Source organism: Tessaracoccus zhenghani, assembly GCF_055326325.1.
In genome coordinates, this window is sequence record NZ_JBUZNQ010000002.1 from 495,268 (window position 1) to 518,182 (window position 22,915).

13 protein-coding genes are annotated in these 22,915 nt (G+C 68.4%); 8 read left to right on the forward strand and 5 right to left on the reverse strand.

What is annotated here, in order from left to right; all coding sequences use genetic code 11:
• Positions 1–56: 56 nt before the first annotated feature.
• Genes ACZK4S_RS06185 through ACZK4S_RS06205 form a run of 5 tightly spaced genes read left to right on the forward strand, consistent with a single transcriptional unit; the run spans position 57 to position 5,148 of the window.
• Positions 57–1,400, forward strand: a complete 1,344-nt coding sequence (locus ACZK4S_RS06185; protein WP_463643724.1) for an ABC transporter substrate-binding protein — start codon at positions 57–59, stop codon at positions 1,398–1,400.
• 60 nt (positions 1,401–1,460) lie between these two features.
• Positions 1,461–2,390 (forward strand): carbohydrate ABC transporter permease, encoded by a 930-nt coding sequence (locus tag ACZK4S_RS06190; protein ID WP_182765838.1) that lies wholly within the window; start codon positions 1,461–1,463, stop codon positions 2,388–2,390.
• 1 nt (position 2,391) lies between these two features.
• Positions 2,392–3,240, forward strand: coding sequence for a carbohydrate ABC transporter permease (locus tag ACZK4S_RS06195; protein WP_076060522.1), 849 nt, complete (start codon positions 2,392–2,394; stop codon positions 3,238–3,240).
• 1 nt (position 3,241) lies between these two features.
• A complete protein-coding gene (locus ACZK4S_RS06200; RefSeq protein WP_463643725.1) occupies positions 3,242–4,474 on the forward strand; it encodes an arabinan endo-1,5-alpha-L-arabinosidase in 1,233 nt (410 codons plus the stop codon).
• On the forward strand, positions 4,471–5,148 hold the full coding sequence (locus tag ACZK4S_RS06205; RefSeq protein WP_463643726.1) for a YesL family protein: 678 nt from the start codon (positions 4,471–4,473) through the stop codon (positions 5,146–5,148). The genes ACZK4S_RS06200 and ACZK4S_RS06205 overlap by 4 nt, the downstream gene beginning before the upstream one ends.
• On the opposite strand, the gene ACZK4S_RS06210 is transcribed toward ACZK4S_RS06205, so the two are convergent.
• The 4 genes from ACZK4S_RS06210 to gnd form a co-directional block, all read right to left on the reverse strand.
• The gene (locus ACZK4S_RS06210; protein WP_463643727.1) at positions 5,091–6,113 is read right to left on the reverse strand and encodes a LacI family DNA-binding transcriptional regulator; all 1,023 of its coding nucleotides are present in this window, start codon (positions 6,111–6,113) and stop codon (positions 5,091–5,093) included. The genes ACZK4S_RS06205 and ACZK4S_RS06210 overlap by 58 nt on opposite strands.
• Positions 6,114–6,184: 71 nt before the next feature.
• A complete protein-coding gene (locus ACZK4S_RS06215; RefSeq protein WP_463643728.1) occupies positions 6,185–7,060 on the reverse strand; it encodes a DNA-formamidopyrimidine glycosylase family protein in 876 nt (291 codons plus the stop codon).
• Complete coding sequence (locus tag ACZK4S_RS06220; RefSeq protein WP_463643729.1) at positions 7,053–11,618, reverse strand: DEAD/DEAH box helicase; 4,566 nt, start codon at positions 11,616–11,618, stop codon at positions 7,053–7,055. The genes ACZK4S_RS06215 and ACZK4S_RS06220 overlap by 8 nt, the downstream gene beginning before the upstream one ends.
• Positions 11,618–13,060, reverse strand: coding sequence for an NADP-dependent phosphogluconate dehydrogenase (gene gnd, locus ACZK4S_RS06225; protein ID WP_463643730.1), 1,443 nt, complete (start codon positions 13,058–13,060; stop codon positions 11,618–11,620). The genes ACZK4S_RS06220 and gnd overlap by 1 nt, the downstream gene beginning before the upstream one ends.
• A 327-nt stretch (positions 13,061–13,387) precedes the next feature.
• Between gnd and ACZK4S_RS06230 the strand changes: the two genes are divergently transcribed.
• The 3 genes from ACZK4S_RS06230 (at position 13,388) to ACZK4S_RS06240 (ending at position 16,691) form a co-directional block, all read left to right on the forward strand.
• Positions 13,388–14,728: an ABC transporter substrate-binding protein gene (locus ACZK4S_RS06230; RefSeq protein WP_463643837.1), complete on the forward strand. Its 1,341-nt coding sequence runs from the start codon at positions 13,388–13,390 to the stop codon at positions 14,726–14,728.
• 89 nt (positions 14,729–14,817) lie between these two features.
• Entirely contained in the window at positions 14,818–15,765 is a 948-nt protein-coding gene (locus ACZK4S_RS06235) for a carbohydrate ABC transporter permease (RefSeq protein WP_076060541.1), read from the forward strand.
• Positions 15,765–16,691, forward strand: coding sequence for a carbohydrate ABC transporter permease (locus ACZK4S_RS06240; protein WP_076060543.1), 927 nt, complete (start codon positions 15,765–15,767; stop codon positions 16,689–16,691). The genes ACZK4S_RS06235 and ACZK4S_RS06240 overlap by 1 nt, the downstream gene beginning before the upstream one ends.
• 473 nt (positions 16,692–17,164) lie before the next feature.
• Here the strand turns inward: ACZK4S_RS06240 and ACZK4S_RS06245 are convergent, their stop codons facing one another.
• Positions 17,165–22,783: a beta-galactosidase gene (locus tag ACZK4S_RS06245; RefSeq protein WP_463643731.1), complete on the reverse strand. Its 5,619-nt coding sequence runs from the start codon at positions 22,781–22,783 to the stop codon at positions 17,165–17,167.
• Positions 22,784–22,915: the final 132 nt, after the last annotated feature.

The window sequence follows — 22,915 nt, forward strand, 5'->3', positions numbered from 1 at the left end:
TCTCAACGACCGAGGGTGCGTGGGTCCCGGCCCCCCAAGAGACGAAAGGGCCAGAAATGTTTGGCAACTTCAACCGCCGCAACTTCCTTCTCGGCGCCAGCGCAGCCCTCGCAGCCCCCACGCTCGCCGCCTGCGGAGGCAGCGACGACTCGGCTTCCGGCTCAGGCGGCAACGGCGGGAGCTCCGGCTCCGGCGTCGAGCTCACCTACATGTTCCGTGGCGGTGAGGACGAGCGCAAGGCATACGACCAGGCCATCAAGGCCTTCGAAGACGAGACGGGCGCCAAGGTGAAGGTCATCGTGACCGACGCCGACTCGTACCGCACCAAGCTGCAGGCAGCCATCACCGGCAACCAGACGCCGGACGTCTTCTACCTCGAACAGGGCGCCGTGATGGCGTTCGCGAAGAACGGCGTCGTCAAGGACATCACCGCCGACATCGAGACCGCCGGCATCGAGGTGGACAAGGTCTGGAAGTACGGCGTGGACTCCTACCGCTTCGACGGGTCCAAGGTGGGCGAAGGCGCCCTCTACGGGCTGCCCAAGGACATCGGTCCCTTCTCCTTCGGCTACAACAAGACGATGTTCGAGAAGGCCGGCATCGCGCTGCCCGACAAGGACACCCCCTACACCTGGGCCGAGTTCCGCGACGTCGCCAAGCAACTGACCACGGGCGAACAGTGGGGCACCGGCCTCAACGTCACCTGGAACCTCCAGGCGTGGGTGTGGTCCAACGGCGGCGACTGGGCCGATGCTGACCGCCGGAATGTCACCGTCGACACCCCCGAGTTCGCCGAAGCCTTCCAAGATTTCGCCGACATCCAGCTGGTCGACAAGTCCACGCCGTCGGTCGAGCAGGCCCAGACCATGGACACCTACCAGCGGTGGATGCGCGGCCAGATCGGGTTCTTCCCCGTCGGCCCCTGGGACGTCTCCACCTACGCGAAGCTGCCCTTCGACTGGGATCTCATCCCCTACCCGGTGGGTTCCACCGGCAAGACCGCCACCTGGGTGGGTTCGCTCGGCATCGCGGTGTCGTCGAAGACGAAGAACTCCGAGCTCGCGGCCCAACTGGCGATGTTCCTCTCCGCCAACGAGGAGACCCAGCGCCAGCTGTACAAGGCCGGCGTCCAGATCCCCAACCTGGTGGACATGGCCCACGGCGAATACGCCGAGTCCGAGGGCATGCCCGAGAACAAGATCGAGTTCGTCCAGATCGCCGAGGAGTACGGCCGCGCCCTGCCCGCCGCCACCACCTGGTCCGGCGAGTGGTACGACGAGTTCTGGGTGGGCATCCAGCCGGTGCTCGACGGGAAGATCAGCGCGGCGGACTACTGCAAGGACGTCCAGCCGCGCATGCAGCAGAAGCTCGACGCCGCCAACCAGGCCGCCGGTATCTGATCACCTTCGACGGTGGGGCGGGGCTCCTGCCCCGTCCCACCCCCATGACGGGAGAGCACTGTGCACACCAGCGTCAACGTCGCCGGCCACAAGGCCCGCACGCGAAAGACCCATCTGTACCGACGGGAGCACTGGGTCGCCGCGGCCTTCATCGCCCTGCCGCTGCTCGGCTTCCTGGTGTTCGCCATCGGGCCGTTCCTGTACGCGGTGTACGCGTCGTTCACGAACTGGAACATGCTCAGCGACCCCCAGCCTGTCGGCCTCCAGAACTACATCACCGCCTTCAACGACCCCTACTTCCTCACGTCGCTGGGCAACACCTTCTTCTACATGATCGGCATCCCGATCGGCCTGGTGCTGGCCCTGACCCTCGCGCTGGCCATGAACCGGCGCATGCCCGGCCGGGCGCTGTTCCGCTCGATCTACTACGTGCCCGTGGTCAGCTCGCTCGCGGCCGTCTCGATCCTGTGGCAATGGGCCTACAACGGTGACTTCGGCCTCGTCAACCAGGTGTTGGAGCTCGTCGGCATCGACGGCCCCAACTGGCTGCAGAACACCGCCACCGTCAAGCCTGCCCTCATCATCATGGCCGTGTGGAAGGGCCTCGGCTACTCGATGCTGCTCTACCTCGCAGCGCTGCAGAGCGTGCCGGCCTCGCTGATGGAGGCGGCTGAACTCGACGGCGCCGGTTCCTTCCGCAGGTTCTGGCACATCACGCTGCCCATGGTCCAGCCCGTGACCTTCTTCCTGGTTGTCACCGGCGTCATCGGCGGCTCCCAGATCTTCACCGAGATCAACATCATGACCCCCACGGGCGGCCCGGAATATTCGTCGGCGTCGATCGTCTGGTACATCTGGCAGAAGGCTTTCGCCAACCTGCAGATGGGCTACGCGTCGGCGATGGCGGTCCTCCTCGGCCTGCTCGTCTTCATCATCACGGCCCTGCAGTTCTGGTTCAACGCCAGGCACGGCCACGAAGGAGCTGAGTGACATGGCGTCGACAGCCAAGACCCGCTATCGCACCGGCAACATCATCGTCGCGGTACTGCTACTGATCGGCGGCATCGTGATGGTGGCTCCGCTGCTGTGGATGGTGTCGACCTCGCTGAAGACGCAGGACGGCGTCTTCTCCCTCCCTCCGGAGTGGATCCCGCCACTGCCGCAATGGCAGAACTACCTGCGGGTGTGGGATGCGGGCCCGTTGGCCAGTGGCATCAAGAACTCGCTGATCGTGTCGCTGACGGTGACCATCGTGGGCTCGATCACCTCGACGCTGGCGGCGTTCGCCTTCAGCAAGCTCCGCCTCCCCGGCAAGAACGCGATCTTCCTGTTCATGCTCGCCGGCATCATGATCCCGTTCCCCACCCTGATGATTCCCCAGTTCGTGATGTTCTCGAAGCTGGGTTGGATCGACACCCTGCTTCCGCTGATCGTTCCGGGCCTGTTCGGCAACATCATGATGATCTTCTTCCTCCGCCAATACCTGCACAGCGTGCCGGATTCCCTCATAGAGGCCGCCAAGATTGACGGCGCCGGTTATCTGCGGATCTTCGGCTCCATAGTGCTGCCTCTTATTCGGCCCGCTATCGCCGCGCAATTCATCCTCTGGTTCATGGCGGTGTGGAATGACTACCTGGCGCCGATCATCTACCTCAACAGCCCAGAGAAACAGACGCTTCAGGTGGTCATTGCCAACTTCAATGCCAATTACGCCATTCAGACCGACTATCCGTTGATCATGGCCGCTTCGGTGATCGCACTCGTGCCGGTTTTCGTGATCTTCGTCGCCTTCCAGAAGCAGATCATCGAATCCGTCGCACTCACCGGGACGAAGGGCTGACATGGGACCCGACTACCTGGCTGTGAAGGCCGTCTCCCACACCGATCCCGGTCTCTGGGGCGCCCATGACCCCACCGTCGTCCGGGCCCGGGACGGCCGGTGGCTGATGATGTCCACGGACACCGCCGTGGCCGGCTCTCCCGGTGCAGGCGTCCAGATCCGGCAATCCTGGGATCTGGAGACCTGGACCTGGTTCGGGCACGCCTTCAGCGGGGTGCCCGGTCCCGCCGCCGAGTGGTCGGGTGCCCACGGCATCTGGGCCCCGGAGGTCATCCGGCGTGGCGAGGAGTACCGCATGTACTACTCGGCCAGTTCCTTCGGCTCCCGCACCTCGGCGATTTCGCTGGCAACGGCCCCTGATGCCGCCGGTCCCTGGGAACACCGGGCCATCGTCGTGTCGACGCGGCACGACGCCGACGATGTCAACGCCATCGACGCCGCAGTGACCACCGATGCCGACGGCAACGACTGGCTGCTGTACGGCTCGTTCTTCGGTGGCCTGCGGATCCTCCCGCTGGACGAAGCGGGGTTCCCGCTGGAACCCGGTGATCTGGGGGAGCCCGTCGTGCACCGGGCCGCGTCGATCAACGGCGCCGTCGAGGGCGGCCACATCATCGCCGCACGGGGGCGGTACTTCCTGTTCTGCTCGTTCGACTCGCTCTTCGACACCTACAACGTTCGCGTCGCCGCCTCGGATACGATCACCGGCCCGTACGTGGACGCCACCGGAGCCGGCCTCATCGACGACTCGGAGCCGCCTGCTCAGGTAGGGACCCTGATCCTGACGAGCTACGAAGCGCCGGACGGCACCATCTGGGCCGCGCCCGGGCACAGTTCGCACCTGGTGACGCCCTCGGGGCTGGTCCTCGTGCACCACGTCCGCGACGGCGCTGACCCGACCCGCCACACGGCGCACCTCCGGGCGCTGAAGTGGACCGCCGGCGGCTGGCCGGTGGCCAACCCGCTGCCTGCACCCGGGCACGACGTGCCCGAGGGCGCCGCGTGGGCGGGCCACTGGCTCGTCTACCGGCTGGAGGCGTCGGCCCCCATTCCCGTGCGCCCCACGCGGGTGGAGCTCAGCGGTGCAGATCTGGCGGCACTCGCCACGGCGGGCCGCGGGAGCGTGTCGCTGGCGGGGCAGGTCGTCGACGCGGTGTGCTTCGCCCATGACGGGGAACTCGCGTTCGCGGGAATCGACGAGCAGGGAGTGACGGTGTGGGGCATCAAGGCGTGAAGCGGTCGCCTCGCACGGGCGGCTGGTGGGCGGAGACAGCCATGCGCTGGCTCGGCACCGGCACCCAGGTGGTGGAGGTCAGCCTCGCCTGGTGGGTGGCGACCCTGCTCGGCCTGATCCTGTTCGGCCACCTGCCCGCCAGCGTGGCCGCCGTGTCGGTTCTCGGCAGGCTGGGCACCGACGACGCCAGCACCCGTCCGCTCGGTGACTTCGTCCGCGCCTGGCGCGCCACCCTGGTCCGCAGCACCGTGGTCGGCTGGCCGGCGACGCTTGCCCTCGTCGTCCTGGGCTTCAACGGCTGGGTGCTGAGCCGCGGCGATGAGCCGTGGATGGCCCCGATGTTCGTGGTCACGGTGTGCGTCGCTGCGTGCCTGTCGCTGGGGCTGGCCTACGTCGTAGCCATGCTGGCCGACGAGCGCGGCCGTCGCGTCCCCGTGCTCACGCTGTGGCGTGCCGCGCTGGGCGTCTGCCTCGTGTCGCCGGCGACGGCGGCTGCCTGGGCGGTCAGCGCCGCAGGCCTGGCCGTCGTCGCCTGGCGCTTCCCGGTCCTGGTCCCACTGGCCGTGCCGGGGTTGTTGGCGCTGCTCACCGCGTGGTTGATGCGCCGGCGCCTGGATCAGACCGGGGTCTTCGCCCCGGAGGACTCGCGCTCGACGATGGTGAAGTCTGCATAGAGGTGGCGCACGGGCAGCCGGTCCTTCAGGGGAGTGGCTGCCTCACGGACGCGGTCTTCCAGCATCGCCACCGCCACCCGGGCGATCTGCTGGCGTCCCGGAGACACGGTGCTGAGGGTGGGGCGCGTGAAGGCGGCATCCTCGATGTCGTCGAAGCCGATGACCGCCACCTGGCTGGGCACGTCGATCCGGTGTGAATGCAGGGAGTGGAGCACGCCCAGCGCGAGCGTGTCGTTCAGGGCGACGACGCCGTCGAACTCCGCGCCGGACTCGATGAGTTCATCGGTCGCCTCCGCTCCGGTGTTGCGGTGCCACAGCCCCGTGGGCCGGATCAGTTCCTCCCGGACGGGCAACCCGGCCTCGCCCATGGCCCGGCGGAACCCGCGCTCACGCAGTGCTGCGGACCCGACCACCTCGCCGGGGTGCGCCCCGACGACGGCGATGCGGGTCCGGCCCTGCTCGATGAGGTGCCGGGTGGCCGCGGCGGCGGCCTCCACGTTGCTCATCGTGATGTGGTCGTTCGGGGAACCGAAGACGCGCTCGCCCAACAGGACGAGTGGGAAGTCGACGGTGAACAGCCTGATGTCCTCCGGCCCGAGGGCCAGCGGCGAGAAGATGGTGCCGTCGGTCATGGTGCGGAGCGGCCCATGCAGGACGTCGATCTCGCGGTTCCGATCCGAGTTGGTCTGCTCGATCAGCACGCGCAGGCCTGCCTTCTCAGCTTCCACGATGACGGAATCAGCGAGTTCCGCGAAGTAGGGGAGCTTCAATTCGGGCAGTGCCAGCCCAATGAGGCCCGTCCGTCCCCGACGGAGGTTCCGGGCGGTGAAGTTCACCTCATAGCCGAGCTTTTCGATGGCATTCTCAACCCGCTTGCGGGTCTCCGGACGCACATGTGGGAATTCATTGACGACGTTGGAAACGGTCTTGACCGAAACGCCGGCAAGCTTCGCAACATCCTGCATCGTAGCGGCCACTTCGAGTCCTTTCCCCGCGGTGATTCTGCTCTGGAGGAGCGGATGAATTCAGCGCAACTTCATTGTTCCACACGCATTCCATCGATAGGAAAGCGATGGCCCTGCTGTGGCGCGGGCTGGCAGGTGGGGCACCACCAGATGACGCGCTGCTGGTCCACGTCGGCGTCGGCGACGGACCTGCCGCCGCCCAGTTCCGAGGCCTCGATCAGTGTGCCGCATCGGCGACACGGGCGGTGCCGGCGCCCGAACACGAACGTGTTCTCTCCTCGCCGGTGGATCCCGGTGAACGTCCGGACGGGGTTCGTGAGGTTCCCGCGCATCAGTTTCGCGGCCAGGTCGACGACGGCGGGGACGTCGCACAGGGCCACCGATGTCGTCGGGTGGAGGCCCTGCAGGAAGCAGACTTCGACGCGGTACTCGTTGCCGAGGCCCGCCAGGTTGCGTTGGTCCAGCAGCGCCTCGCCGATGGTCCGCTCGGGGCGGGACGACACCCGGCGGACCGCCTCGTCGCGCCCCGTGGGCTCCCAGCGGCCGGGGGAGTGCCAGTCGTCGGCGAGCACGTCAGGGCCGAGGTGCGCGGTGCGTCGGTCGTACTCCCTCGCGGGCCAGAGCTCGACCACGCCGAGCCAATGCCCCACCAGCTCGACCCCGCCGTCGACCCGGATCACCAGGCGGGCGGTATGGGCGGGCGCCGACCATTTCGCCCCGACCGCATGGATGCGCCAGGTGCCGTCCATGCGGAGGTGCGTGTGCAGGATGCGGTCCGCGCACTGCCAGTAGAGGTGCTTGCCGTAGGGCCAGATGCGGTCGATCGTGGTGCCCACCAAGGACTGAGTCGCGAGCGCGGGCACGCGGAAGTCGCTGTGCTCGATCGTCCGCCCGACGAGGGGCTGGAGCCGCTGCGACAGTTGCCAGACGGTGTCGCCCTCAGGCACGGGGCGCCTCCACCGTGATGCCCTTCGGCGTGAGCCGTGCACCGGCGGCCAGCAGCGTGGCCTCGAGGCTCGACGAACCCACCCGTTCGCCGTCGACCTCTTCGATGCGGAGCCTGCCCATCCTTCCCTCACCCACGGCGCGCACGAGGGCGTGGATGACCAGGGTGGCGTGGCGTTCGCGGTGCTCGGAGCCGCCGAAGAGGGTGAGGATGCGGCCCCCGCGGGTGAGGTGGGCGAGGCAGACGCCGTCGGCCAGCACGACGAGGGCGCCGGCCGCGCGCGAAGGGTGGGCCGTCGGGTGCGCGGGCCAAGGGAGGATCGAGCCGTACGGGTTGGCCGGGTCGAGGGCCGCCAGGACCTGGAGGCTGCGGGGCCCCTCGACCGCCAGCCCTTCGGGAACGGCCGGGCCCCGATTCTCGTGCGAGCGAAGCTGCTCGATGAGGTCAGGCGTGCTGAACTGCGCGCCGCCCAGGCCTTCCACGAGGTAGCCGCGCAGCATCTTGCCGGCTTCCTCCAGCTTGGACAGCAGCCGATAGGCGGCGGCGAAACCGCCGGGCGTGCCGTCAGCCGTCACCCCACCGCGCGTGATCACGCCGAAGCGCTCGAGCCACGAGGACGCCAACGCCAAGGCCGCCTCGGCAGGGGTGGGCTGGGTGTCCCGCACCCGGTACCACCGGCCCGAGACCTGCGGTGGGGTCAGCGATCCCTGCCCGCTCAACAGCGCGCGAGACGGGCGGGGGAGTCGGGCACGCCGTCGGGGCGAGGGGCGGCTGGCCTTGTGCGCTCCCCGGGCGGCGCCGCCGATACGGGCCCGCACGGGAGCCATCGACGCCGGGGCGATCGCGCCCTCCTCCGCCGCGTGCCAGAGTGCGTCCGCGAGTTCCACAGCGGACTCAGAGCCGTGGATCGACGCGAACGTACCGTCACCCTCCGCGAGCCGGGCGGCCACGGCGAGCGCCTCCTCCGACGGCGGCTGGTCCGGTGGCCCGAGCAGGTCGAGGTCGTCCGCCGGGACCAACGCCACCAGCGGGTCGTTCGGCCCTGCGGAGCCACGCAGACGGACCACCACCTCGCCCTCGGCGAGCAGCGCGTCGAGGTGCGCTGCCTGGTAGCCCGCCAGACGGGCGGGCAGCACGTGGGTTTCCCAGGCGCTGGCGGGGAGCGCGGCTCCGGCGAGCCGTTGCAGGGCGAGCAGCACCTCGTCGGGGCTGGACACAGGCCTGTCGTCGACGTGGTGTGATGCCGCCAAGAAGCGGGCGAAGCCCTCCTGCGAGACGGGCTGCAGCTCCGATCGCGCCTTGTAGAGCGAGCGGCTACGCAGCCGGCGGAGCACCTCCGGGTCCACGAATTGGGGCTCCGTGGCGGTGAACCGCCCGGCCACCAGGCGCTTTGCCACCCGCTCCCGCTCCAGCACCAACCCGACGGTGGCCACCCCCAGCCCGAACGCGTCGGCCACCTCCTGCGCACTGAAAGGACCGTGGGTGCGGGCGTAGCGGGCGATGAGCTGGGTCAGCGGGTCGCGGCCCTCCACCTGAGGCGCGGCGTACCCGGCGGGTACCGGGATCCCGAGCGCGTCGCGCAGCAGGGCCAGATCCGAGACCGCCACCAGGTGCGGGCGCCCTGCCAGATTGAGCACCACCACCTCGCTGAGCCGCTCCGCCACGGTGGCGACGGAGGCGGCCCACCACTCAGGCGACACCTTCCCCTCGAGCTCGACGAGGGGAACCGGCCCCAGTTCCCGCGGCAGCGCGGCCACCGCGTCGTCGTGGCCCGCCCGTCGGTTCGACGCGGTGCGCTGCAGCTCGGCGACCACCTCGGCCACGACGTCCGGGTCGAGCACCTCGCGCAGGTCCAGCGTTCCGAGCGCGGCGGCGAGGAGTTCCGGGTCCATGGCGAGCAGCGCGGCGCGGCGCTCCGCGAGCGGCGCGTCGCCGTCGTAGATGAAGGCCCCGGGATAGCGGAACAGGAGCGTGGCCGCGAACGGGCTGGGTTGATCGGTGACCACCTCCACGAGCCGCACCGCGCCGGAGCGCAGCCCGCGCATGAGCTCGACGAGACCGGGCAGGTCGTAGGCGTCCTGCGTGACCTCGCGCACCGTCTCGATGATGATGGGGAACCTCGGGTGGTGCCTGGCCACCTCCAGGAGTTGGGCCGAACGCTGCCGTTGCTGCCAGAGCGGCGCGCGCCGGCCCGGGTTGGGCCGGGGGAGGAGCAGCGCCCGGGCGGCGCACTCGCGGAAGCGCGCTGCGAACAGGGCCGTGCCGCCCACCTGCTCGACGACGATGCGGCCCACGTCGTCGGGGTCGGTCAGGAGGAGTTCGGGGAGGCGCTCGACCAGATCGGAATCAGGGAGGCGCAGCACGATGCCGTCGTCGCCGGCCACGGGCACCACGTCGATGCTGACCTCCCGCGACAGCGCGTCCGCGATGATCAGCGACCACGCGCCCAGCACCCGTCGGCCCAGCGGCGAGTGGATGACCACGCGCCAGTCGCCCAGCTCGTCGCGGAACCGCTCCAGCACGACGGTGTGCTCGTCCGGCACCGACCCCGTCGCCGTGCGCTGCTCAGCCAGGTAGCGCTCCAGGTTGCGGCGGGTGTTCCTGTCCAGGAAGGGGCGGTCCAGCCGCTCCGGATTGCGCGAGGCCTCCCGCTGGAGGCGGCCGATGTTCCTGCCCAGCTCCGCGGGCCGCCCCTCATCCTCGCCGCGCCAGAACGGCAAGCGGCCGGTGTTGCCCGGGGCCGGCGTGACGAGCACCCGGTCGCGCGTGATCTCCTCCACGCGCCAGGACGACGCGCCCAGCGTGAAGACGTCGCCCACCCGTGATTCGTGGACCATCTCCTCGTCGAGTTCACCCACCCGCCGGGCACCGGCCTCCTCGCCGGCGAGGAATACGCCGAACATCCCCCGGTCCGGGATGGTGCCGCCCGAGGTGGCGGCCACCCGCAGCGCGCCCGGCCTGGGGTAGAGCCGGTTGTCCTCGCCCATCGCCAGCCTGGCGCGCAGGTTGCCGAAGTCGGCTGAGGGGTAGGCGCCCGTGAGCAGTTCCACCACGGAATCGAGCAGCGACCGGTCCAGATCCGAGTAGGGCCGCGAGCGCGTGACGGCGGTGAACCACCCGTCGACGTCCAGCCCCTCGTCGCCCTCTGCGGCCGTTGCGGCGACCGTCTGCTGGGCCAGCACATCCAGCGGGTGCTGGGGAATGTGGAGCTCCTCGATGTCGCCGGCCAGCATCCGCTCCGTCGTGACGACGGCCGAGGCGAGGTCGCCCCTGTGCAACGGGAAGACCTGGCCCACGGACGTGGCTCCCACCACGTGCCCCGCGCGCCCGATGCGTTGCAGGGCGCTGGCCACCGACGGGGGAGAGGCGACCTGGAGGACCCGGTCCACCGCCCCCATGTCGATGCCGAGTTCGAGCGAACTGGTGGCCACGACGCACTTGAGTTCGCCGGATTTCAGCGCGCCCTCGATCTCGGCGCGCTGCTCCTTGCTGACCGAGCCGTGGTGGGCGCGCGCGATGACCAGCGGCGCTCCCCGGACCGTGTCCACGGGAGCCATCACCTGGGCGGGCGGGCGCGCAGGGATGGGCGGGAGCGTGTCGGGGTCGTTCTCCTCGGCCCACATCTCGTTGAGCCGACCGGTGATGCGCTCGGCCGAGCGGCGGCCGTTGGTGAAGATCAGGGTGGAGCGGCCCTGTTTGACGGCGTCGTAGAGTTCCCGCTCCACATGCGGCCAGATCGAGCCGTTCGTGGCCGGGCCGCCGCGCAGCAGGTCCAACAGGTCGCCTGCGGTGCCGTCGCCTGCGTCGGGATCCGGGATGTCGGTAAGGTCCTCCACCGCGGTGCGCACGGTCACGTCCCACGACTTGTGGGCGGGCGGGGCCACCACCGTGACGGCCCTGTCGCCGCCGAGGAACGAGGCGACCTGCTCGATGGGGCGTACGGTCGCGGACAACGCCACGCGTTGGACGTCGCGTCCCACCAGCATGTCCAGCCGTTCGAGGGACAGGGCCAGGTGCGAGCCACGCTTCGTCCCCGCGACGGCGTGGATCTCGTCCACGATCACGGTCTCGACGGAGGTCAGCGTGCGCCGGGCCGAACTCGTCAGCATCAGGTACAGCGACTCGGGCGTGGTGATCAGGATGTCGGGCGGCCGCCGGATGAGGGCGGCGCGCTCCCGCTGCGGTGTGTCGCCGGAGCGCACGCCCACCGACACCTCGCTCCACGGGACGCCGAGGCGCTCAGCGGCCAATCGGGTGCCGGTGAGTGGCGCGCGCAGGTTGCGTTCAATGTCGACGCCCAGCGCCTTGAGCGGCGAGACGTACACGACGCTGGTCCCGGCCGTCGGGAGCCTCTCGGGCCGCGTCGCCAGGCCGTCGATGGCGGAGAGGAAGGCCGACAGCGTCTTGCCGGAGCCGGTGGGCGCGACGACGAGCGCATGCTCGCCCCGCGCGATCGCCGTCCAGGCCTCGGCCTGGACGGCGGTGGGGGCCGAAAACACGCTGGCGAACCACTCGCGCGTGGGAGCGGAGAAGTTCGCCAGCGGGTCAGGTGCGGTCATCAGCCAGCGGTGTCCGCGGGCTCCTCGGTGCCGTCGGTGCTCCAGTTGATGTGGAAGGCGCCGTCGGCATCGATGCGGCGGTAGGTGTGGGCGCCGAAGTAGTCGCGCAGACCCTGGGTGAGAGCCGCGTTGAGACGGGGTGCGCGCGCCTGGTCGTAGTGCGCCAGGGCTGCCGCGAAGCCGGGAACGGGGACGCCGGCCTTGACGGCCACCGACACCACCTCGCGCCACGCGTCCTGCGAGCTGGCCAGGCCCTCAGCCACGGACGGCGCCTCGAGCAGCGTGGCGAGCTTCCTGTCCGCGTACTCCGAGCGGATGCGCTCGAGCAGCTTCGCGCGGATGATGCAGCCGGCGCGCCAGATCTTGGCCACCTCGCCGACGTTGATGTCCCAGCCGTATTCGGCCCCGGCCATGCGGATCTCGTCGAGACCCTGCGCGTAGGCGACCACCTTGGAGGCCCACAGCGCCTGGCGGATCTGCTCGACGAACGCCTCGCGGTCCGCCACCTGGATGGTCGCGTCGGGACCCTGCAACGCAGCCTGCGCCGCCTGGCGCAGTTCGGGGGCCGACGAGATCGCGCGGGCGAAGACGGACTCGGCAATGGTGTTGACCGGGGTACCCAGGTTGAGGGCCGACTGCACCGTCCAGGTGCCGGTGCCCTTCATGCCGGCGGCGTCGACGATCACCTCGACGAGGGGGCGGCCGGTGCGGGGATCCTTCTTGCGGAGGACCTCGGCGGTGATCTCGATGAGGTAGGAGTCCAGGTCCCCGGTGTTCCAGGTGGCGAACACGTCGGCCATCTCGTCGTGCGAGAACCCCACGGCCTTCAGGAGTTCGTACGCCTCGCCGATGAACTGCATGTCGGCGTACTCGATGCCGTTGTGCACCATCTTCACGAAGTGGCCCGCGCCATCCGGCCCGATGTAGGTGCAGCAGGGTTCGCCGTCGACCTTGGCGGAGATGGATTCGAGAATGGGCCCGAGCGCCTCGTAGGACTCCGGGGAGCCGCCGGGCATGATCGAGGGGCCTTCGAGCGCGCCCACCTCGCCACCGGAGATGCCGGCGCCGACGAAGTGGAGGCCGAGGTCGCGCAGCTTGAGCTCACGCCTGCGGGTGTCCTCGAAGTGGGCGTTGCCGCCGTCGACGACGATGTCGCCCTCGTCCAGCAGCGGAACCAGCAGGTCGATGGTGGAATCCGTGGGGGCGCCGGCCTTGATCATCAGGATCATGCGGCGGGGACGCTCGATCGAGGCGACGAAATCTGCCAGCTCGACGGCGGGGACGAAGTCGCCCTCATGGCCGTGTTCGGCCACCAATTCGTTGGTCTTGTTGGGGGTGCGGTTCCACACGGCCACACGATGGCCGTTGCGTGCCAGGTTCCGGGCCAGGTTCGAGCCCATCACCGCCATTCCGATGACGCCGACAGCTGCCAGATTGCTCATGGAAGTTCTCCTCACGTTCGTTCCCCCCGAGCCTAGTGGTGCGGGGCGAATAGGGGGAGCCCGTCTGAGCGGTCGCAGCGCCAAAGAACTCCAGATAATTCTTGACGTCAAGATGATTTCCTGTCACCCTGCGACTGCCCACGCTCACTCACGAGGACTTGGTCACGGGTTGATCACGGATCGCTCACCTTAACCGATCAATCAGTCGTTCGCTGTGAGCGTTACCGCGTCCAATGGCGGGGCGCCGAGTGAGCGAGTGTACGGTCTGTCCCTAGGAACAGCTCCTGTCGAAGTAGATCCGGAGGATTAATGACTTTCAAGCGTTACATGAAGGCTGGCGCAGTGCTGGCCGTCGCAGCCCTGGGCCTGAGTGCCTGTGGCACCGGCACCACCGAACCCGCCGCTGAGGAAAGCCCCGCTGCCAGCACCGCCCCTGCCGAGGAAAGCACGCCCGCTGAAGAGCCTGCCGGTGAGCCCGTGGAGATCCAGTACCTCCACCGTCTCCCCGACGGCGAGGGCATGACCCCGGTCAGCGAGATCGTTCAGCGTTGGAACGACGAGAACCCGAACATCCAGGTCACCGCCACCAAGTTCGATGGCAAGGCCCAAGAGATGATCACCAAGCTCGAGACGGACGTCAACGCGAACAACGCTCCCTGCCTCGCGCAACTCGGTTACGCCGAAGTTCCCGAGATGTTCGTCAAGGGCCTGGTCGAGGACGTCACTGAAGAGGCCGAGAAGTACGAGGGTGACTTCGGCGGCGCGTTCGGCCAGATGTCGGTCGGAGGCACCATGGTGGGCCTGCCGCAGGATTCGGGCCCGCTCGTCTACCTGTACAACGAGGCTGAGTTCGAGAAGCTCGGCATCGAGGTCCCGACCGACTCCGCGTCGTTCGTCGAGGCCGCCAAGAAGGCTGCTGCCGCAGGCAAGTACATCGCTGACTTCACCCCTGACGAGGCGCAGTACTGGCTGTCCGGCCAGGCCGCCGGCGCCGGCGCCGTCTGGTACGGGGCTGAGAACGATCAGTGGGTCGTGAAGACCGACACCGCGGAATCCCAGGCCGTCGCTGCCATGTGGCAGGAACTGCTGGACAACAAGGCCGTCCTCACGCACGACCGTTGGGGCGACGCCTACGGCGCAGCCCTGGTCGACGGCAGCCTCATCGGCAACATCGCCGCCGCCTGGGAGACGGGTTTCGCACTCGATGCCCTGGACGGGACTGCCTTCGAGGGCCAGTGGCGCGTCGCTCAGATGCCCGCCATCAACGGTTCCGAGCTGACCGGCCCGAACGGCGGCTCTGGCGTGGCGGTCATGAAGGGCTGCGCCAACCCGGCTGAGGCCATGGAGTTCAACGCCTGGTTCAACACCCAGGTCGATGACCTCGCGCAGCAGGGCCTCGTTCCCGCCGCCACCGCCGTCGCCGCGACGCCCGAGAAGATGAGCCGCCAGTTCGGTGGCCAGGACGTCATGGCTGAACTGGTGAAGGCCAACGAGCGCATGAGCACCGAGTTCGGCTACATCCCGGGCTTCTCCGCCGTGGGTCCGAAGATGGCTGAGGCAGCTGCTGCCGCCGCCAACGGTTCCGGCAAGGTCGCTGATGTGTTCGTGGCTGCGCAGGCGGCATCCATCGCTGCCCTGCAGGATGCTGGTCTTTCGGTTGCCAGCTGATCGTCGATGATCCAGTGGACCCGGGCCTGGGAGCGGAGCCTCCGCACCCAGGCCCGGTTTCCGTCCGCACAAGATTAATAGGAGAGAATATGTCCTCGCCCAGCACTACAGCTGAGCCGAAACGCAGAAGGTGGAGCCGACAGGCTAGGCATCAAGCGATCAGCGGTTGGGCGTTCGCACTGCCGTTCTTCCTGGCGTTCTGCCTCGTCTTCATCGCTCCCATCGTCTCGTCTGCCCGCTCGGCCCTGTTCACCATGAAGGCGAGCGGGGGCCTTTACGGTGGTGGCACGATGACGGAGCAGTTCGTCGGTCTGGAGAACTTCCGGGTCGCGGCGTCGAACCCTGCATTCTGGGAAGGTGTCGGACGCGTCATGCTGTTCGGCCTGGTGCAGATTCCCGTCATGATCGGAGTCGCGCTCCTCCTGGCGCTGCTCCTCGACTCGTACCTGGTTCGCCGCCCGGGCCTCTGGCGCCTGTCCTACTTCCTGCCCTACGCCATCCCGGGCTTGATCGCCGCCATCGTGTGGGGATACCTCTACATCCCCGAGGTGTCGCCCTTCGCGGATGCCTTCGGCAGTGTTCAGGGATCCCCCTTCTTCCTGTCGCCCCCAGTGGTGCTGTGGTCCATGGCCAACATGACCACGTGGACCTACACGGGCTACAACATGCTGATCTTCCTGGCCGCTCTGCAGGCGATCCCCGGAGACCTGTACGAAGCTGCCCGCATCGATGGCGCCTCGGGTTGGAAGATCACCACGCAGATCAAGATCCCCATGGTGGGCAGCGCAGCGCTGCTGGCAGTGCTGCTGTCGATCATCGGCACGGTGCAGTTGTTCAACGAGCCCGCAGTCGTGCAGACGTTGGCCACCTGGATGCCCAACAGCTACACGCCGATGATGATGGCCTACAACACGATGATGGGTCAGATCACCCCGAGCGGCGCTGGAATGGCGTCCGCCATCTCCATCCTGATGGCCCTGATCGCCGGCTCACTCGCCATCGTCTACTTCCTCGCGCAGCGGAGGCTTCAGAAGTGATGTTCACCAGGGTCACGAACCCCAAGACGAAAACCACTCCGGACGGGTTGGTGTACCGCCCGTCGATCGACGGTCTGCCCCCGCGTGCCATCGCGCCGAGCAAGACGGCTCGCAACCTCACGACGGTGGTCCTCGCCCTCATCGGGTTGTATTTCCTCCTGCCCATTGTCTGGGTGATCTTCGCGTCGTCCAAGACCAAGGGTGACCTTCTGGGCACCTTCGGCTTCTGGTTCGGCAACGACGTCAGCTGGGGGGCCAACTGGAGCGCCCTGATGTCGTGGACGCAGGACCTGTTTCCCCGCTGGGTAGCGAACTCGGTGTTCTACTCCACCGTGTCCGCAGCCGTCGGGACGCTCCTCTCGGTGGCCTGCGGCTACGCTCTGGCCAAGTTCACGTTCCCCGGCCGAGGCATCATGCTGGGCGCCGTCATGACCGGCCTGCTCATGCCCGTGGCTCTGCTGACGGTTCCGATGTACCTGTTGTTCACGCAGATGGGAATCACCAACACCATCTGGTCGATCCTCATCCCGTGCATGGTGTCGCCGTTCGGCGTGTTCCTCGGCAACGTGTACGCCGCCACGTCGGTGCCCACGGAGTTGCTCGAAGCCGCCCGCATCGACGGCGCCGGTGAGGCGCGCATCTTCTTCACGATGGTGTTGCGTCTCCTCTCACCCGCGATGGTGACGGTCTTCCTGTTCATCTTCGTCGCCACCTGGAACAACTTCCTCCTGCCGTTGATGATGATCAGCTCCGCGGAGCTGAAACCCGTCACCCTGGGCCTCTACGGAATGATGAGCTACTTCGACCCCAACCGGGGCGCCGTCATGCTCGGGTCGCTCCTGGGCGTCATCCCGCTGATCGCGCTGTTCCTCTTCCTCCAGCGCTTCTGGAAGGCCGGCTTGGCGGCTGGTTCCGTGAAGGGCTGATCCACCACCGGATCATTCGACGCGGGGTCGGGCATTGCGCCCGGCCCCGCGTCGTTGTGTACGGCGGGTGGGCGCCGGGTCCTGGGTGCGGGATGCCGGCGCTGGGCAGGGCAGTTACGCCGCGGCTGAGCACGAGGCCACGCGCCTGGGCGGACTTCAGATGTCACACGAGTGCTGGGTTTGATGCCGTCCTTGGCATCAAACCCAGCATTGAACAGCCAGCCCCGTTTCACTGCTGAGTGTGGCGCCGTCGACAGCGCCGACCCAGCAGGAATCGCAGCTTCGTTGCCGGACGACGGCGGGTCCAACCCAGCTGGCGCGTTGGCTGCCTTCGCCCACGGTGTGCACCAGCGCACACGCGAAGAACCCCCGGGCTTCCAAGCAGGTTGCTTGGAAGCCCGGGGGCCCACTTCAGCGGAGAGTCACCTCACCGCCCCTTCGACCGGGCACTGCGCGCCCGGCTCGGGAACGGATCAACGCTTCTCGGGTCCTCCGAACATCACGATGTTGTTGAACACCCACTGGTTCTCCTGGCTGAAGGTGTAGCCGCCCTCGGGCTTCGCGGTGGCGGCGTACACCGTCGTCCAGGTGTAGGAGCGGCACGCGCCCCGACCGGTGGCGGCGGTGTCGCATTCGGTCTTCCACTGCCGACCGGCCGAAGTGAACACGCCGTTCGTGGTGGAGCCCAGGTCACCGAGGGGGTTGCCCTTCCAGGCCTGACGCGTCATGTACGGCAGGTAGGTCAGGTTGTTGAACGCCCACCCCGACTTGCGGACGAACTGCCCGTTCTCCATCTTGACCACGGTGGCCCAGATCTCGGTGCGGCAGCGCTCGGTCTGCGAATACGGTTCGCAGATGGTCATCCACTGACGGCCGTTGAAGTCGTGCTTGCCGGGTTCGGTGTAGGGCGCGGTCCGGACGAACGTGTCCGACGGTTTGGTCGGGGTCGCCGACGGCTTGGCCGAGGGCTTCACCGAAGGCGACACCGAGGGCTTCACCGAAGGCGACTTCGAGGGGCTCGGGGAAACGCTCGGCGAAGGCGAGACCGACGGGCTCGGCGAGGCCGTGGCCTTCTTCGCCACCGTCAGCGTGAAGCTGGCGGTGCCGCTGAGGCCTGTCGCGTCCGTGACCGTCACCGTGACGGGGAACGTGCCGTCGACGGTGGGGGTGCCGGAGATGAGACCGGTGGCCGCACTGATGGTGACGCCCGACGGCAGGCCGGCGGAGGCCCAGGTGAACGGGGCGGTGCCGGTGGCCGTCGGCTGGATCGACACCGTCGTGCCGACGGTGCCCGCCTGCGCCGGGATGGCGGCGACGGTGGGGGCCACCGCCACCGGAGCATCCCCCGAGACGGTCAGTTCCGCCACGGTCGTCCAGTTGTGCGCGGTGGTCTGGGGCCGAACGGCGACGAACTTCACGTAGCGCGCCTCCACGGGGCCGTCGGGGATCTCGACCGTCTTCAGGCCCAGGCCGCCGCTGAACGTGCCCTCGGCCACCTTGGTGTACTGGACACCGGCCGGCTCGGGGTACGCCAACTGCTTGAGCTGCTCGTCGGTGCGGACGCCGAAGTCGCCCGCGGCGGCCACGTGGACCTGGTAGTCACCGATGAGGCCGTTGGCGCTGCTCTGGCGCGGAAGGTAGGTCAACGAGGCGATGTCCTTGACCTCGCCCAGGTCGAGCACCACGTAGTGCGGGAAGGGCGTGGTGCCGCCGTTCCAGCGGGTGTGCCAGTACGTGTTCGGGTTGCCGTCTGCCAACGCCGTGACGTAGCCGCTGCCGCCGCCTTCGTTCGGCTCGGCGGAGTTCCAGGCCACGACGCCGGCGATGTCCAGGACCGACGGGTCGATCAAGCGGATCGCGGTGGAGACGCTGGTGGTGCGACCGTCCTCGAGCCTGGCCACCGCGCGGATGGTGCCCGAAGTGCCGGCCAGCGGGGCCTTCACCGTCACCGACGCGGTGTCACCGGTGGTGGTCTGCGTCGCAGGCGTCACCGTCCAGCCCGCGGGGGCGTCGACGGTGAACGTGCTGCCCGCAGGCACGTTGATCATGGTGAAGCTGACGGTGCTGCTGGCGCCCCAGGTCAGTTCGGCAGGGGCCGAGGTGACCGTCATCGACGGCGCGGTGAGGATGCCGCTCAGGTACTGCGCCTGGTTGGCGGCGGTATAGGGCTGCCAGTCCGCCGGGGCGCCGGTGGTGGAGTGCACCGGGACCAGACGGATGGTGGTGGGGCCCTGGCCCGCAGACTTCGCGACCACGGACACGGCGATCTCGTTCTCGCCGCGCGGGTTCAGCCATCCCGCAGGGATGGTGAACTGGGACTGCGGGCCGACGTCGCCGATGAACACGCCGGCGTTCCAGCCGTTGACGTACAGGTCGACCTGGCTGCCGTTGGTGCGCGTGGCGGCGGTACCGCCGAAGTTGTCGGCGTCGATGACCAGGCGCCAAGCGGTGTCCTGGCCCTCGGGCACGTTGAGGGTGGCCTTGGTCCGGTACCAGGTGGTGCCGGCCTCGGTGGCCTTCATCGTGGACGCGGCGGTCCAGCCAGTGGTGTCGACGCCTGGTAGGTGCCAGCCCTCGATTTCACCGATCTTGCCGCCGGTGTTGTACATGCCACGCATGGCGTCGGAATGGCCGAACGCGTCCGCGGAGCCCTGCAACTTCCAGGTCTCGGTGCCGACCTTCGAACCGAGGTTGGCCTCGAAGAGACCCCGGTTCTGTCGCGACAGGCCGTCATCCGACCAGTCGAGGTTCAGACCCAGGTTGTTGGCCAGCACCGTGACGACGACGTCCTGGCCTCCGACGATGGACCCGGCAGGCACCTGGACGCTCTGGGTGGAGCCGTTGAGGGTGCGGGCACCGGCGTACTGGCCGTTGACCCAGACCTGGAAGAAGCCCGGCGCCTTGCGCTGCGCGCCGAACGTGCCGGCGTTACCGCGGAACGACAGGCTCGTCGGTGCAGTGTCGGCTGCCGTGTACTCGGCGCGGTACCAGACGGAACCGTTGTGGAAGCCGTAGCGGTTCGAGTCGAGCACCACACCATTGGTGCCGGGGCCCTGCTGTGAGTTGAGCGGGGTACGGGCGTTGGCGACGGTCCAGTCGGAGTCGTCGTAGTCGACGGCGACCGGCAGGGGCTCGGCCTTCTTCACCCAGTTCAGTGTCGGCGCGGTCTGCGCGACCGGACCGGGAGCCGCGCCGCTGGTCAGCGCCTGGCCGTTCCAGGTGTAGGAGGTGATGCCCTCAGGGAGGGTGACGTGCAGCGTGCCGCCCGCGGCCATCGAGCCCGTCAGGTGCGCGGTGGTGCCGTCGAACTTCACCGTGCGCACGAGGTACGCGCCACGCACGAACACAGAGTCGTTGCCGGAGCCCCGGACGCCCTCGACGTGCCACGTGGTGGCCGCCGTCGCACGGTCCATGACGCGCAGCACGAGCTTTTCGCCGTCGGCGCGGGTGACCGTGATGTCCACCGGCGATGCGCCGTGGGTGTAGTTCAGCCTCAGCTGCTGCTTGGCGGCGTCGTAGTTCTGCGTGACGGCCGCGGGTGCCACGACGGTGTACCCGGCCGGGACCTTGAGCACGGTCTCGCCCGCGTCGCCGGCGTGGCCCACGAGGGTCTGAACGAGGCCCGTGCTGGTGGCCAGCGGCTGGTCGAACAGCTGCGAGGTCGTGTAGTACAGGTCGTGGACCCCGCCGAGCTTGAGGTCTGCGGTCACCATCAGCGCGTCACGGCCGTGGATCCGCAGGGTCGTGCCCGCCTGCTGCGGGATGCGTGCCCAGGCGATCTCGCCGGTCGGCGCCGGCGTGGGCTCGGTGGTGGTGCCACCGGTGTACACGCGCACCGCGTCGAGCGAGAAGTAGGCGCCGCGGGTGTCGGTCGCGCCGGGGAAGAACTCGCCGGTGTGAACCAGCTTGACCGTGTGTTCGCCGTCAGTGAGGCCCTTCTTGGAGAAGATGACCTGCTGCGGGACCGCCCCGGTGGTGACCACTTCCTCGCTGGTCTGGCCGGCGGGCACGCCGTCGATGAAGACATCGGCCGGGCCGTGGTTCTCCGAGTGGGCCGCGATGACGTCGAAGCCGGTGCCGGTGAAGGTGAACTCGACCGAGTCGCCCTTCGTGCGCGTGTAGGTCTCGTCGCCCTGGAGGTCACCTGCGGTCCAGTTGAAGCCGGAGGCGTGGGTCCATCGCGCGGACTCCGCGCCGCCCGCGGGCGAGTAGTTCACGGGGGCAGGGGTGTAGGTGAAGAAGTTGGTGTCCGAGTCGTTGTACACGGTGCTGGTGGCTGGGGTGCCGGAGCCGGCCACGTGGAGGGCGTCGATCGCGAAGGCGGTGCCGGTGGCGTTGGCGCCGGGCTGGCCGCTGACGCGGATGACCGCGGTGTGGGTCCCGTCGGACAGGCCGGTCACGGAGCCGCGCACCTGCTGCACCGGCGCGTTCTGCTCGGTGTTGTAGGACGCGTCCATCTGGACGGGGGTGCCTTCGTCAACCGTGAGCGTGGCCTTGCCGTAGCTGGGGCCGGTCGGGACGACGACGTCGAGCCCCGTGCCCGTGAACGTGATCGTCGCCGTCGCGCCCATCGTCGACGAGCGGGTCAGCGTGCCCTTGTAGGCCGACGCGTCCGCCACTTGGCTCCAGCCTGTGGAGTAGGTGATGCGGGGCGAGCGGTCGTCGTCTGTGAACTGGTCCGTCACCGGGCCGGTTTCCTCGCCGAGGCTCAGCGGGAACGTGAAGGTGGTGTCGGTGGTGGTGTTGGAGTTGCCGAGTCGGGCGCCGATGAAGCGCGGGCCGTTGCCGGTGACCGAGTTGGCCTGGTCTGAGGCGTCGGTGGCGATGCGCTGGTAGACGTTGACGGGGGAGCCTTCGACGGTCGTGGCCGTGGGCCGCGCGGCGGGCGCCATTGAGCCCAGCTCCGGCAGGGCGCGCTGGTAGTAGCCCAGCTCCTTCTGCACGGCCAGCTTGCCGGTGATCGTGCGGTCCTCGTTGAGGGCCGCGCCGTAGTCGTAGCTGGTGAAACCGGAGCCGGGTGCGCCGGTGTAGCCCCAGTTCGTGCCGCCGATGATCATGTAGTAGTTGAACGCGGTCACGCCCTGGCCGATGTTGTTGACACCCCACTGCCGGGTGAACTCGGGATCGACGTAGTCCATGCACTTGTCGTTCTCGGTCCACGGTGCGCCCCACGGGGAGAATGCGCCGCCCTGCGCCTCCGTGATGAAGTGCGGGGAGTTGGGGGCGAAGTTCCTGAACTGCGCCTCCTGATCATTGATGGAACCGCGGTTCCCGTCGCAGGAGAAGCCCAACGGGTAGGAGTCGTAGGCGTAGAAGTCGGTGCCGACGTTCGCGACGTCGCGGAACCTGCCCCCCAGGCCGTAGTCGTTGTGGAACAGCGGCACGTCGATGCCGTCCGCGGAGACATGGTCGGTCAGGGCCTTCAGGAACGCGCGCCGGTTGGCGTCGTCGGAGATCAACTCGTTCTCGACCTGGTAGAGCAGCAGCGAGCCGCCGCCGTCGGTGACCTGGTGGTTGCGTGCGATGTCGTTGAACGCGCTCAGCCACTCCTTCGAGGGCTCGAGCACCGAGGGATCGGTGGAACGCAGCGACCAGGCCGACTTGTTGACCATGTACGCGGGCAGGCCGCCCATCGAGATCTCTGCGTTGACGTACGGCCCGGGGCGGGCGATGACGTAGAGGCCCTCTTCAGCCGCCAGCGTCAGTAGCCTGTCGAGGTCACGCGGGCCGCTGAAGTCGAACGCGCCACCCTCTTCCGACTGGTGCAGGCCCCAGAAGAAGTAGAGCGAGACGGCGTTGAAGCCTGCCGCGCGCAGCTTCTGGAAGACGTCGCGCCATCCGTCCTCGTGCGGTACCCGCCAATGGTGGAGTTCGCCGGACCAGATGACGAGGCGCTCTCCGTCGATCTGGAACGAATGGCCGTCCCAGGAGACGGCATGTTCCTGGCCATCGTTGCCGGGGAACGTGATCTTGTTGCCCTGGTGGGCGGGCGGGTCGACGGCCTTCGCCGTGCCGGGTGCTACGAAGCCGGTGATCGCGAGGGCGATCACGGCGAGGATGGCAAGAAATCTTCTTGACAAGCGGTTATTCACGCTGGGGGGCCTTCCGTGCGACAGTGCAGGTCCGGTGAGTGTCGCAAGGCGGAGCGTTCAGTAGCAAAGAATTCTGACGATCACGCGTTCTCAACGAGCGTTTGAGAACGCCCCGGCCGGATCAGGCCCCCC

Bases quoted from the DNA above. Each gene is read 5' to 3' on its own strand.
- ACZK4S_RS06195 (WP_076060522.1), top strand. From the start codon at position 2,392: ATGGCGTCGACAGCCAAGACCCGCTATCGCACCGGCAACATCATCGTC.
- ACZK4S_RS06230 (WP_463643837.1), top strand. From the start codon at position 13,388: ATGAAGGCTGGCGCAGTGCTGGCCGTCGCAGCCCTGGGCCTGAGTGCC.
- ACZK4S_RS06210 (WP_463643727.1), bottom strand. From the start codon at position 6,113: ATGCAGGATGTTGCGAAGCTTGCCGGCGTTTCGGTCAAGACCGTTTCC.
- ACZK4S_RS06235 (WP_076060541.1), top strand. From the start codon at position 14,818: ATGTCCTCGCCCAGCACTACAGCTGAGCCGAAACGCAGAAGGTGGAGC.
- gnd (WP_463643730.1), bottom strand. From the start codon at position 13,060: ATGAGCAATCTGGCAGCTGTCGGCGTCATCGGAATGGCGGTGATGGGC.
- ACZK4S_RS06220 (WP_463643729.1), bottom strand. From the start codon at position 11,618: ATGACCGCACCTGACCCGCTGGCGAACTTCTCCGCTCCCACGCGCGAG.
- ACZK4S_RS06185 (WP_463643724.1), top strand. From the start codon at position 57: ATGTTTGGCAACTTCAACCGCCGCAACTTCCTTCTCGGCGCCAGCGCA.
- ACZK4S_RS06200 (WP_463643725.1), top strand. From the start codon at position 3,242: ATGGGACCCGACTACCTGGCTGTGAAGGCCGTCTCCCACACCGATCCC.
- ACZK4S_RS06240 (WP_076060543.1), top strand. From the start codon at position 15,765: ATGTTCACCAGGGTCACGAACCCCAAGACGAAAACCACTCCGGACGGG.